The 12855-nt window shown below is 53.3% G+C and carries 9 protein-coding genes; 7 read left to right on the top strand and 2 right to left on the bottom strand.

The genetic code is table 11. The annotated features are described in order from the left end of the window. Positions 1-29: 29 nt before the first annotated feature. A complete protein-coding gene (locus OEL90_RS04075; protein WP_300687217.1) occupies positions 30-1916 on the bottom strand; it encodes a hypothetical protein in 1887 nt (628 codons plus the stop codon). Positions 1917-2230: 314 nt separating this feature from the next. Between OEL90_RS04075 and OEL90_RS04070 the strand changes: the two genes are divergently transcribed. From OEL90_RS04070 to OEL90_RS04055, 4 genes are all read left to right on the top strand, one after another. Continuing rightward, positions 2231-3649 (top strand): metallophosphoesterase family protein, encoded by a 1419-nt coding sequence (locus OEL90_RS04070; RefSeq protein WP_300687216.1) that lies wholly within the window; start codon positions 2231-2233, stop codon positions 3647-3649. Continuing rightward, on the top strand, positions 3646-5487 hold the full coding sequence (locus tag OEL90_RS04065) for an ATP-binding protein (RefSeq protein WP_300687214.1): 1842 nt from the start codon (positions 3646-3648) through the stop codon (positions 5485-5487). Before OEL90_RS04070 ends, OEL90_RS04065 begins: the two co-directional genes overlap by 4 nt. A gap of 98 nt (positions 5488-5585) precedes the next feature. Then, positions 5586-5852: a hypothetical protein gene (locus OEL90_RS04060; protein WP_291403149.1), complete on the top strand. Its 267-nt coding sequence runs from the start codon at positions 5586-5588 to the stop codon at positions 5850-5852. A 156-nt stretch (positions 5853-6008) separates the two neighbouring features. Next, positions 6009-6518: a hypothetical protein gene (locus OEL90_RS04055; protein ID WP_300687212.1), complete on the top strand. Its 510-nt coding sequence runs from the start codon at positions 6009-6011 to the stop codon at positions 6516-6518. A gap of 101 nt (positions 6519-6619) precedes the next feature. Here OEL90_RS04055 and OEL90_RS04050 read toward each other — a convergent pair whose 3' ends face one another. Next, positions 6620-7876, bottom strand: coding sequence for a DNA polymerase Y family protein (locus tag OEL90_RS04050; RefSeq protein ID WP_291403153.1), 1257 nt, complete (start codon positions 7874-7876; stop codon positions 6620-6622). A 358-nt stretch (positions 7877-8234) separates the two neighbouring features. Here OEL90_RS04050 and OEL90_RS04045 point away from each other — a divergent pair, with 358 nt between their 5' ends. From OEL90_RS04045 to OEL90_RS04035, 3 genes are read left to right on the top strand one after another with little or no spacing between them, the layout of a single operon-like run. Next, positions 8235-8948, top strand: coding sequence for an ABC transporter ATP-binding protein (locus OEL90_RS04045; RefSeq protein ID WP_307730837.1), 714 nt, complete (start codon positions 8235-8237; stop codon positions 8946-8948). Next, positions 8941-11436 carry a hypothetical protein gene (locus tag OEL90_RS04040; protein WP_291403155.1) on the top strand — a complete coding sequence of 832 codons (2496 nt, stop codon included), beginning with the start codon at positions 8941-8943 and terminating at the stop codon, positions 11434-11436. The genes OEL90_RS04045 and OEL90_RS04040 overlap by 8 nt, the downstream gene beginning before the upstream one ends. Next, positions 11429-12757 (top strand): ABC transporter permease, encoded by a 1329-nt coding sequence (locus OEL90_RS04035; protein ID WP_291403157.1) that lies wholly within the window; start codon positions 11429-11431, stop codon positions 12755-12757. The genes OEL90_RS04040 and OEL90_RS04035 overlap by 8 nt, the downstream gene beginning before the upstream one ends. The last annotated feature ends 98 nt before the right edge of the window (positions 12758-12855 follow it).

The following is a 12855-nucleotide window of genomic DNA, read 5'->3' as shown; positions in this document are numbered from 1 at the left end:
TTCACTTGACGCTTGTCCGGTTATATTAGCTACTTAAATGCTGCGAGTTCAAAATTATCCAGCCATAAAATGGTTCCCGGTGCGCTGAATTGAAGCTTCATTGCGGTGATCCCGTCGTAGTTGGATTGAATTGTAACCATTTCCCAGTTTGAAGTCGACTGTGGCATTAAAGTCAGTTTTTTGGTGAATTTTAACCCGTTGTCATTATAGCCAAAGACTGTGAGGATGACGCGGTCTGTCTCGCTGGATTTCATCCAGAAGGAAAGCGCCGTTGAACGATTGACATTCAATCCGTCCAGGGACAGCTGCGCTTGATCCGTGTTGGTCATGTCCAGTTTGAGCGAGGCGGTTCCGGTTCTGGAGATTTTTTCGTCATAGCTGACATTAGCGCTGACATTTGAGGTTTGTATGCCGCTCAGAGGGTCGTCTGCTTCGCTGACCGTCACCGGCTCACCTTCTCCTGATGGGATTGATGCACCCTCAGCAAGTTCGTGCTCCATAACTTGACTATAGGCACTGCTCCAACGGTAGCGGTCTTTAACCATAAGCGTCACTTTGTACTTGCCTGCATTCTTGAAGGATACCGTTAAATCAAATTCATCAGAGGAGAGCAGCTCGGTGCCGTCCTTTTCGATACGCCATGAAATCTGGGTGAGCTTATTGTCAGAGCCTGAAACGCTGCTTTTATTGATAAAATGATAGGTCCCGTTGTCAATCTGGGTTTCAAACCGTGCGACCGGAGCCTTTCTGACAAACAGACCCGTCAGGATGTTGAAGATGCCAAAGAGAACCAAACAGGCGACGGCTATGAGCAGCAGCCAGGCAATCCACTTGAACTGCCTTTTCTTGACTGTTTTTTTTCTGGGAGGGCTTGTGCGTTTGGCAGGCTCTTCTGAGATAAAGAGATTGTCTAGTTCTATACCAACAGCACCGGTACGAGAGTCCCCGCTTGAAGTGCCCGGGCCTTGTCCCGCTGATCTCAAGGTGGTTGTCCCGGTGCCTTCTGCAGTTGCCCCTCCTGCAGATGCGCCAAAAGCAGCCGCACCAGCAGCTGCAGCGCCTAAAACCGCCGAGCCCGCGGCAATACTGCTGGTGGCGTTGCCATCCGTCTCAGACCGGCTATTTTCTGGATGCGTGTTGACGCTGTTCTCTGATGCCCTGGTAACTCGTGCCCCGGCGACGGATGCCCCAGCGACTGCTGCTCCAGGGACTGATACTCCGGCGTTTGATCCGGCCTTCTCGGACGTGGTCGTGTGAATAGTCCCGGAAACCCGTTCGCTGGATGCCATGAGCCCTGCAAAAGTGCCTCTTGCAGCTGAAATGGAAGAAATGGCACCCACCGCCAGTCCGGCGATCAGGTTTCGTATCCCGTCTGTTTCAAACTCCTCGTAGGCCGCTTCATTTGGTTTCAAAATATGGTTGAGAACACCAGATAGTTTTTTGGTGACTGCCGATGGTTCCAGTTCCGGCTTGAAACCACGGTCAAGGACAATCAATTCTTTAGGCTCAAGTCCGGTATCCTGAACGACAAACTGATTGAGGTCAATGAGCAATGACTGGATCGCGGGCGGCAGCCCTTCATAGGCAGCGGCCTGGTCCAGATAAAATTCGGCCAGTTTCATCCGGTCGCTTGGAAGAAGCCGCGGTGACTCAATCAAAGCAGTGAGCGGCGCACCCTCAGGATAAGCGGTTACCACGACCAGCTCAGTCGCGGTATTTTCAATTTGTACCAGATTTTTAAGCGAGCGCTTCAAGAGTAAATAGAGGCTTTCATTAAAGGTTTCATCCCGGTAAAAGCGATTGATGACCACGATCTCATCAGGAGATCTCTTAGGCGTTCCCATCAGAATGCGCTGCCTTGAATTTTGTTCAAAGACTTCTTTTATGTCAAATAGTTCCATGAACGCTTCGCTCATGTACTTTCACCCCTCAACGATCCATTTTCAGTGACAGGCCTTTTGAATATTATATAACAAATTATTGATGCTGATAAGGTTGTATTGTAAATTCAATGGTTCCCATGGATTCATTACTCCAGTGTTTGAGCAGTCAAACTTGAAATTGGTTGAAGTACTTCATAATCATCATTTTGACGAGAAAGAATTCAACCATTTAAACACCGGAGTAATAACAGAAATTTGCCATACGTGTGCTGCTGCAAAAACGGAAAAATTTTGCTAAACTGAAAGTTAAGAAAATAAATACTTTGCCGACGAAATGGGGAGCAGAAATGGTTCAAATATTGCACTTAGGAGATTGTCACTTTGATGATGCCTATTATTTAAACAGACCTGAACGCAAGCGCCTCCTGGATGAGTGCCGGGAAGAGGCACTCAGAGCGGCAGTGGAGACAGCGGTTGACCGACAGGTGGACCTCTTTGTATGGGCGGGGGATTTACTGGACGGCGAGCGGCGCATCAGCTTGAAAACCAGAAGTATGCTGGAGCAGGCTCTTTCTGATCTGGAAGGCGCTAAAGTAGAAATGGCCTGGATGACCGGAAATCATGACCCTAAATCCTATTTGGAGGCCCAGTCGCTGGATCAGCTCCTGGAGGCCCACGGTGTTCATCTGTTTGACGGCAAAGTGCGGGAAGTCATGCTTAAGGCTAGAAATGGCATGCCTTACAAATTGGTAGGGTCAGGGCATGAAGAAAGAGGGCTGGTGGAGAACCGGGTGAGGACGTATCCGGTTAAGGCGGACGGCGTGCTGACCATCGGCCTGCTTCATGGCTCTGTTCAGGGGTCTGCGTTAACTGGGGGCGGGGCCGGTAAGGGAGAGGATGCTGAACTGCCGTCTGGGCTCGAGCCGGGGGAACTCTATTTTCCGTGTACAAAAGCGGACCTGACGCGGCTTAGGTATGATCTGATCTGCCTGGGACACGTTCATGTGCCTTATAAAATTGAGATGTCAGGCGCTGCGGCATTTTATGCCGGAAGTTTGACGGGACTGAGCCATAAAGAGGCAGGGGTTCATGGCGCCTGGCTTCACACGCTCGGGTACGGCGCGGTTAAAAGCCGGTTTCTCGAACTGTCGACACTGGAGTGGAAAACTGTTCAAATCGCTGTGACGCCAGAGTTGTCGTTGACGCAGTTTGTCGAACTTGTTCAGACGAAAACGGAGACACAAATCGCGAACCCCGGACTGACACCTTATTTGGAGCGGTTTGACAATGGAAGTCTTGTACGCAGTCGCAGCGGCGCAGATGAACTGTCAATTTCCAATCAGAGAAGCCGTTTGATGCTGAGACTTTCGATCAGCGGCGTGAACGATACAATACTGACGGCTATTCGCCATGACCCGGAGACCCTGCGGGACCGGATTGGAAATGCGGTGAACGCTGCGGAAGTCGAAATACGGTCGGATATGGTACCTGAGCGGGTCCTGGAGCTTCAGCGAACGGGGGATACCTTTGCGGCGCATCTCAACACGTGTCTGGAGGATCCGGAGTTTATGGCGAACCTGTGGGCCGCTTATGCACAGCGTGCCTTGACTTTTGAGGCGGAGCGCCCGGGAATCGAAGATGACAATGGCTTCAGAACGGGTTTGAGTGATGAGGACAGTGAGGCGCAGCTCCTTAAGGAGGCCCTTCATGACCTCTGGCCGCGCTGGATGCAGCCGTCAAGACGGATGGGCGGTGATCAGGCATGAATCTTACAGAACTGAAACTGGAAGGCATAGGCGGCTATGATCAGTCAAAGACCTTCGAATTCAAGCCCGGTCTGAATCTCCTCGTAGGGCCAAATGAGGCCGGAAAATCCAGTCTGAAGCGCGCGGCGGAGATTGCGCTGGTAGGATTCAGATCTGCCCAGGATCGGCATATGGATTCGGAGCAGGCCCGGGTGGAGGCGCGTTTCTCAACAGAGAGCGGCAGTGTCCGGATTTTGCGGGCTTATGGCAAACGCATGAATGGCCAGCGCATTTCCGAAGCGGATTCGGAAGCGGTGAGTATTGGCAACGGCGCAGCCTTTGATGGCATGGAGCCTGAGGTGTTCGCGTCCTTGTTTTCCATAGGCGTGGATGAGCTGAGTGAACTGAGGACTCAGGATTGGGAGACGATCGAAAGCAGATTGGTGGGGCATTTAGCATCGACGGGCATGGCGCTGCCTTCTGAAGTGCTGGATCAGCTGTCCGGGGAAATGTCTGCCATTTATCGCGAAAACGGCCGGGGCAACTTTGAACTGAAAGCGATCCTGTCGGCACTGAGAACCAAACGGGAGCAGCGGTTGGCTGCGGTCACGGCCATGGAGGCGGAAGCGGGACTGGATCAGCAGATCGCGGAGATTGCGCTCCGACTTGAGGCCGCGGAATCGGAAGCGCGCCTGTGGCAAAGCCGCGCGGATCAGATTCATCAGCGTCCGGACTTATTGGCGCTGGTTCGGGAGGTTCAGTGGTACGATCAAAAGCTCGAGGCGCAAGATGACTTGATTTTGCCGGATCGTGAAGCCTTTGAGGTCTATGAAAAAAACAGGCAGCGTCTGGAGGCAGTTGTAGAACCTGAAAACAGGGCTAAAAAATCCGCTGTGGGTTTCTTGGGTGCCGCGGCAATCCTTTTGACCGCTACGCTTGGATTGAGTGCTGTACTGCGTATCTCTTACCTCGCTTTTGCGGGAATAGCAGCAGCGTTTATCCTGATCTGGAGAGGGTTGAAGGACAACCGGCAAGTGTCCCTTCTGGAGCGTCAGCGCCGTGAGATGGAGCGGGACGAGGCGCGCTTTATCCAGGAATTGCCGTTTCAGGGTTCGCTCGCGGTGGAAGAAAGCCTTGCGCTGCTTGAACTCAGAGAGAAGGAGGCGATCCTGAGAACCCGCTTGAACGCAGATTTGGACTACGCACGGTTTAGCGCATGGCTGCCAAATCAGCCTCTCGAGGAGGCTCAGAGCTTCGCAATGAATGCCCGGCTTGAGCTGGCGGCCCTTGAGAATCGCCGTCTGGCTCTTGAACTAAAATCGAGACGCCAGGAGATCGCCGCGGAAATTGAGGATGTGGAGCGGGAGATTCTCGGCCTCGAACGCCGTCAGTCCCAGTGTGTCTCTGAGTGGAACCGCCTGCTTTTAGAAAGCCTGATTGTGGCGTCGGCAGACCAAGCCTTCAGATCCCGCCGCCGCTATGATTTTCTCGCCGAGTCCACGGTGTATTTGAAAAAACTTACGAATGAACGCTATACCGCGCTTCTGGCACGGGCGGAATCCCCCGGCAGGTTTATGGTGGAAGGGCCGGAGGGCCTTAAGCCTGTGGATGGACGACTCAGCCGCGGCACTCAGGAGCAGGTCTATCTGGCGCTTAAGCTGGGTTTGGCGGACGCTCTCGATCCCGAGGGGAACTGGCCTGTATTTTTGGATGATGTGGCGGTCAATTTTGACCGCGTCCGCCGCAGCGGATTCGACGCGCTGCTGGAAACCATTTCAAAACGGCGCCAGGTATTTTACTTTACCTGCCGGGATGATCTGCCGGCGCGTCTGGAGGCAAATCTGATCCGGATGGGATGAAGGCAGGCGTCGGATCACGAGAAAAACAGGGTTTGACAATAGAACAAATGTTCGATATACTGAAAGCATCAAAGGCCCTGTGAAAGAAGGTGAATCTCGTGAAAATCGTAGCGAAGCCCGTTGAAATGATTGCCTATTTTGAAGAGGATGGCGGGGCCATCCGACCGGTCAGGTTCCGTATGGAAGAGGAGAATGAACGGCGCGTGACCGTCAAGGTGGATCAGGTGCTCTGCGTGGAGCGCGAGAAACTGGCGGGACACCCTATGTTCGTGTATCGCTGTCAGAGTGAAATTGAAGGGGTCGAGCGCGTCTTTGAACTCAAGTACGACATTGAGGCCTGCAAGTGGATGCTGTTCAAGATTTAACCTAAACGGTACTGTTTGGAGTCTTTTTCGGACTTCCGCAGAGGGTGTGGTGGGTCATAATGGGTGATGTTAAAAAAAATATCTCTCTTTTGGCGAGTCTTTCGGTATATCGGGGTATATAAGGAACAACAAATCCGTAAGAGGGGGGTCTGACCCATGAGCGTCCATCATTTTCACTACAATTTTCGAGAGGCGTTGACCAAAAAGTTGAAAGAGCAATTTGCGGAGGATATTGAAAAATATCGTCATGAAATGACTCGGGTTCATCAGATTGATGAAGCGGAGCAGCTTATCTTCGACTATTTTGGGAGACTGGCTGAGGACCTCGAAGATGTTTTGGCGGTCTCAGACGGAAGTGTCGGCTTTGAAGGCCCTGAAGGTGACACCATTATCCGCTTTTCCGTTCGCGAAAATTTCATCCGCTTCACGCGCCGGGACAAATTTATTGAGGTTAAGGTAGGTAAATATGATGCTGTGGATGATATGGTCGAATCGACCATTCTGGGCTATGTCGTCGCCGGTGAAAAAAAGGCGCAGACCAGACGTGTGGGCAAGGTGCACGGTGGCTCGACCTTTGATGAGAATACGTTGAACTCCTATATGCGCGAAGCGTTTGGGAATTTGTTCCATGAATTTAAAGTCGAAGAGGAGCACAAGCCTGAATAGACTTAAGGGTGAAATGCAAAAGGACTGTCTGAAAAATGCCTTATAAAGCGCATTGCCAGACAGTCCTTTTTTTCGGTGGTGTGAAGCTATGCAGGGTGACTCTAGAGCGCGGAGCGCATCATAGGATAATCCTCATCTCCAACGCCGCCCATGACCGGCTGTATCCCGGTGTGGAGGAAGGAGCCCCGCTGAATGACGCTGTTTCCGTATTTAAGGCGAAGGTCATCAATGGTTTTGTCCAGCGCGCTGCGGGCGAGGGCTTTCGGATGATCAAAAAACGACAGCTGCTGCGCCGTCTTTGGTGAGAGATCGCTGACGCGAACGCCGACGTGGCGAAGGGCTGCGCCGGTCCAGAGGGCGTCAAACAGGCCGCAGACTTCCCGGTACAGGTCATCCGTAGAATCGCTGCGGTAGAGCAGTTTTTTTTGATGGGAAAAATGCTCGAAATCCGAATGGCGGATCGACACGGAAACGAGGCCGTAGGTCAGCCCTTTGTCCCTGAGGCGCATGCCGACCATTTCCGAAAGGGACAGAAGGTACAGTCGGGCAATTTTGGAATCCTCCACATCAAAAGGAATGGTGGTGGAGTTTCCAATGCCCTTGACCCCATCACTTTCCGTTTCCAGCATTCCGGCGCTGTCAATGCCGTTGGCATAATTCCAGATCACGTCGCCGTGCTTTTTGAACCGGATCCGCAGCAGTGTACGGTCGAAGCGCGCGATCTCGCCAATGGTGCGGATGCCCATGCGCTCGAGCTTCTCCTTGGTGGCCCGGCCCACCATAAACAGGTCGCCGGCCGGGAGGGGCCACATTTTCTCCTCAATTTCCTCCGGATATAAGGTGTGGACCTGATCTGGCTTTCGAAAGTCAGAGGCGACTTTGGCCAGGAGCTTGTTGACGGAGATGCCTATGTTGACGGTAAAGCCCAGCTCCGTCCGGATTCTGTTTCGGATCTCGTGGGCGACTTCCACCGGGCTTCTGCCGCCCAGGCGCACGTCGGTCATTTCCAGGAAGCACTCATCAATGGAAAACACCTGAACACGGGGCGAATACTCTTTCAGAACTTCCAGCATGGCGCGGTGGCAGCGGATGTAAAGCCCGTAGGTCGGGCGAACCAGGACGAGATTTGGGCATTTGAGGAGCGCGGCGCCCACACTTTCGCCGGTTTGTATGTTGTAAGCCTTGGCGGGGATAGATTTCGCGAGAATGATTCCGCGGCGCTTGGTGACGTCACCGCCCACCGCGGACGGGATGGTCCTCAGATCCAGGGATTCCCCCATCTGCAGGCGGTAGGCGGCCTCCCAGGACAAATAGGCGGAGTTCACGTCGACGTGAAAGACAATGCGCGAAGCAGACATGAGATGATCTCCCTCCTTTGTAATTTTGGTAAGGTGAAACTCGGGGTTGATAGGCGCTAGCCGCAGACACCCGGTTTCTATCTTTAGTTTAACAGAACAAGAGTTCTATTTCAAGGCGAGAAAAAATATTGCGGCTGCCTTTCAAATGAGGAACCAATGGTTCGCGGCGGGCGTCTAATGCTTTGCTTACAAGTCTTTTGCCCAAATGGGAGGCTTGCCGGAGGGTGCTGGATGAAGTGACCATCGGCTAAAAAAACTTGAATTATTGAGAAAAATTAATATTGTTATGGAATTAACAGGGGTAACAATAAAAGGCTTTGAAACTCAAGGAGTCGAAACGCAGAGGGGTGGGATCGCCTTGGCCGCAATTGAAGTCAAAGAGCTCAGAAAAGTTTATCGCTTGGGCCACGAAAAAGTGGTGGCCCTAGACAAGGTCGACCTTGAAATTGAAAAGGGAGAAGTCTGCTGTATCCTTGGCACCTCGGGCTCGGGGAAGTCGACGCTGCTCAACATGATGGCGGGGCTGGAAAAGCCTACCAAGGGGACCATAGAGATAGAAGGACACCGGATCAGCGTCATGAACGAGGCAGAGCTTGCCCGCTTCAGGCAGCAGAATGTGGGTTTCGTCTTTCAGTCTTATAATCTGATCGCCTCGCTCAATGCCCTGGAAAACGTTATGATGCCGCTGATGTTCCGCAGGGTGCCAAAGGGCGAGCGGGAGGAAATGGCCATGGATATTCTGATGAAGGTCGGGCTCGAAAAATACATTGCCCACAAACCCAATCAGATGAGCGGCGGGCAGCAGCAGCGTGTGGGCATAGCCCGGGCATTTGTGGGCTCTCCGAACATTATCTTCGCGGATGAGCCAACGGGCAACCTGGACAGCAAAACTTCGGAGTCAGTCATGGAGATTATGCTGGGAATGGCGCGACAGAACCATCAGACGCTGGTGATTGTCACCCACGACCCGGAAGTCGCCGCCTTTGCGGACAAAGTCGTCCATATCAGGGACGGCAATATTGAATCGGTCGAAATCATGAGGGGAGAAGTGAAGGAATATGTTCATGCTTAAACGAGTGATGGCCCTTGGCCTGATGCTGGTCATGCTGCTGACAGGGGTGCCGGTGCCTAGTGCCGCTGAAGTGGTCACCAGCCAGTATATTCAAAAAGTGGGCACTATGACTACTTCGCTTTCCACCAAAGTGACTTCGATCCGGACGGATTCGACTTTTGCGCTGGTTCTGGCTTTAAGCCGTTCGGAAGAGACGTCCTATCAGAGCGTGGCAATCAGCAACGCCGCCCTTAGCACCTTTAGTCCGCTGAGTGGACTTGCGGGGATGTCGGAGGTGACGTCGCCATCGGCAGCCGTTCTCTCGGCGCTTGGGATTTCGGAGGCTGCCAGCGGCAGCTTCAACTATTACCGGATCGACCTCCAGTACAAAGGCAACGGAGAGGCAACGCTGCCGATAGTCATCCGAACCGGCGCAGGAACCACGGAGGAAACCATTGTCGTTCCCGGCATCCGAACCGTGGATCAGGACCCGGTGACGGAAGTACCGGTCTACCAGCCGGTCATCCGCGTCAAGGAATCCACGACGACGCCGCTGATGCTGTCCGGCACAAAAGCGACGCTGGAAATTCCGCTGACCAACATCTCGGACGACGACGCAAAAAATGTCATTGTGACTTTCGCGGATCCCGGGACAACGCCGTTTAAACTCGACCAGAGCGTGACCCATGACACAATCGACAGGCTGCGTTCGGAGGACACAGAGATCGCGAGATTCGATGTGGTGGTGTCGCCAACGGCGCAGACGCGTATTTATGCCATCAAGCTCAATCTGCAGTACAAGGATTCTGACGACAAGCCTCATACGGATGCCAGCCTGGTCTATTATGTGCGGGTGAAGGCGGCGAATGTGGAGCCGACCATCGGCATAACGAGCTATAGGTTTATGGGGGACAAGGTGGTTGCCGGGGTCAAGGATCAGATCGCGCTGGTGCTGGAGAACGCCGGCACAATTGACGCCGGCGATGTGCGGATCAAGCTGACGGGCTTTGACGCAGGCAACCTGCGGCTGGACGGGGACATGGAGACGAAGTTTGTGGGGATTATTGGCGGGAAACGGACGTCGGTGGTGACGTTCAATATTCTGGCGCCGTCCGGTGCCGCAAGCGGGACTCACGAGCTGACGGCGGAGATGACTTATATTGATTTGGACGGGAAGTCCTATACGACGACATCTAAGATTTATGTGCCTATTGAGGGCGACGAGCTCAGCGCGCTGGACATGAAAATTCTGAACCTGGCCAGACCAAGGGCGGTCAGTGCCGGCGGGATTTTTTCCGTGTCGTTTGTAGTGAAAAACGAAGGGCGTTCGGACGCAGAGCTCGTGGAGGTGTCCATGGAGTATCCGAGCGAGGCAGTGGTGCCGAAGACGTCGCCGAAACGAACCTTTAGGACTATTGCCGCGGGGGCGTCCGAGACGCTGACGTTCACCTTCCAGGCGAGGAAGGAAGTCGCAACGAATTTTTATGATTTGTATGCAGCTGTGAAGTACAGCAGCGTGGGGAAAGACGAGCAGCTGCAGGTTCGCGAATACGCCGGAGTGTCCATTTTGGGATCCGACGGCGCGGATGGCGGGGCTTCCGGCAGACCTAAAATTATCATTCGGGATTATGGAATTGGCGGGGACGCCGTACTGGCAGGCACGGAATTTGACCTGCAGCTGGATCTCTACAATACCAGCAGCAGTGAGGGCATCCGCAATATCAAGGTAACGCTGAAGCCGGAGGAGGGCGTGTTTTCGCCTATCGACATGGCGAGTTCGTTCTTTATTGAGGCTATGGGGCGGCAGGAGATGCTGTCGAAGATCGTGCGGATGCGGGTCAAGAACGACGCGGCGGTGAAGGCGTACGCCCTGACGGTGACCTTTGAGTACGAAGACAGCAAGGGCAACGCTTATGATGATCAGAAGAATCCTTATAAGGAAGAAGAGGTCGTCAGTATTCCGGTGATTCAGCCGGTGCGGCTGGAAACCTCTGAGATTGGGCTGCCGTTTGAGGCCTATGTGAATAATCCGGTGCCGCTGTCCTTTGAGTTTTATAACCTTGGGAAGTCCACTTTGTATAATATGATGGTCAAAGTGGAAGGGGACTTCCAGATACAGGGATCCAATTATTATGTGGGCAACTTTGAGGCGGGGAGAAGCGACTATTTTGACACGACGCTGATTCCAATGGCAGAGGGCGAGGCAACCGGCATGGTCGTCTTTGAGTACGAGGATGCCAACGGCGAGGCCGGCCGTATTGAAAAGCCGTTTTCTGTCAATGTCATGGGCGATCCTATGGGCGTTCCTGGAGAAGGAATCCCTGGTGAGGAAGTGCCTGGCGAGGGGATTCCGGGTGAAGGCGGGCCTATGCCTGGTCCAGGCTCCAAACTGATGATTCTGGCGATTCTGGCCGCCATGGCGGCGCTGCTGGGCGGCGTGATGCTTTGGAAACGCAGGGCGGACAAGAAACGTGCGGCTGAAATTGAGGCGGTGGAGGACAATGAATAGTGCGGATTTGATTTCAATGGGCGTCAAGAATCTGCTGCGCCGTAAGACGCGGACGATTCTGACTGTTCTGGGGGTTGTCATTGGAACAGCTTCCATTGTGGTCATGATGTCCCTGGGGATTGGGATGAACCGCAATTTTGAGGAGCAGCTCAAGAATATGGGGAGTCTCAACATCATTGATGTCAGCCCGAACTGGGGCTATGTGGAGCCGGGCATGCCGGCGCCTGGGCCTGGCGCGGGTGAAGCACCGAAACTCAATGATGAGACGGTTGCATTGATCGAGCAGATTCCGGGTGTGGACGCGGTGATGCCAATCATGATGCAGGGGATGCAGCTGAATGCCGGTCGCTACTTTACGTACCTCAACTTAAATGGTATCGATATGACCAAGTCGGATTTTTTCGACTTTCAGGTAGAGCAAGGCGCTTTACCGGATGGTACCGGTAAATACGAGCTGTTATTTGGCAGCGGCATCAAGGATTCGTTCTATGACCCGAAATCCAGGGTCTATACAGGACCGCCGCAGGTGGAACTGATGACGGCGCGGCTTTTGGCACTGCCGGACAATGTGGATATCACTCAGCGACCAAGAGGCGTGAAGGTTCAGGCGGCGGGCATTCTGGTCCAAAGCAACAATGAGCGGGACTGGACGGTTTATATGGACATTACTCAGTTGACCAAGCTGAAGGAAGAGCTCGCCAAGCTGTCAGGCAATAATGGTGGCGGCGGAGGCGGCGGCCGCGTCAGACCAGATCCGAATGCGGACAAATACGGACAGCTCAAGGTCAAGGTCAATGACCTGAATAAGGTCCAGGAAGTGCAGCAGCAGATCAAGGACATGGGGCTTCAGGCCTGGAGTCTCTCGGATATCCTGGAGTCCATGAAGCAGACGACGGCCGGGATCCGGGCGGTGCTTGGCGGTATAGGCGCGGTGTCGCTGTTTGTTGCGGCACTGGGGATCACAAACACTATGGTCATGTCGATTTATGAACGGACTAGGGAGATTGGCGTCATGAAAGTTCTGGGCGCAGAGCTGCCGGTCATCAAGAAACTGTTTTTGTTTGAAGCCGGTATGATTGGCTTCTTCGGAGGCTTATTGGGACTGGTGCTGAGTTATTTAATTTCCTGGCTGGTCAATTCCGTGGGAGTGAGCCTCTTTAATATTGGCTGGGGTGAAACTACAGGCGGGATTTCATTTATTCCTCTTTGGCTGAGCGGCTCAGCGCTGGTGTTTGCAACAGTTGTTGGCATAGCCGCTGGTTTTTATCCGGCCCTGAGGGCAATGAAGTTAAGTGCGTTAGAGGCTATTAGAAACGAGTGACAAATAGCTAACAGCCGTGCATAAACGAGAGCAAAAAAACGCAGAGGAGTGCTTGCACTCAACTGCGTTTTTTTGCTCTCGTTTATATAGGGCGCAGC

Origin of the sequence: Acidaminobacter sp., from assembly GCF_030247605.1 — a bacterium.
Lineage (GTDB): Bacteria > Bacillota > Clostridia > Peptostreptococcales > Acidaminobacteraceae > Acidaminobacter.
The sequence above is the reverse complement of the archived record's forward strand: the minus strand, read 5'-3'. Positions and strand labels throughout refer to the sequence as shown.

Coding starts and splice junctions, on each gene's coding strand:
- OEL90_RS04055 (WP_300687212.1), top strand. CDS start 6,009: ATGAGCGTCCATCATTTTCACTACAATTTTCGAGAGGCGTTGACCAAA.
- OEL90_RS04065 (WP_300687214.1), top strand. CDS start 3,646: ATGAATCTTACAGAACTGAAACTGGAAGGCATAGGCGGCTATGATCAG.
- OEL90_RS04070 (WP_300687216.1), top strand. CDS start 2,231: ATGGTTCAAATATTGCACTTAGGAGATTGTCACTTTGATGATGCCTAT.
- OEL90_RS04035 (WP_291403157.1), top strand. CDS start 11,429: ATGAATAGTGCGGATTTGATTTCAATGGGCGTCAAGAATCTGCTGCGC.
- OEL90_RS04040 (WP_291403155.1), top strand. CDS start 8,941: ATGCTTAAACGAGTGATGGCCCTTGGCCTGATGCTGGTCATGCTGCTG.
- OEL90_RS04075 (WP_300687217.1), bottom strand. CDS start 1,916: ATGAGCGAAGCGTTCATGGAACTATTTGACATAAAAGAAGTCTTTGAA.
- OEL90_RS04050 (WP_291403153.1), bottom strand. CDS start 7,876: ATGTCTGCTTCGCGCATTGTCTTTCACGTCGACGTGAACTCCGCCTAT.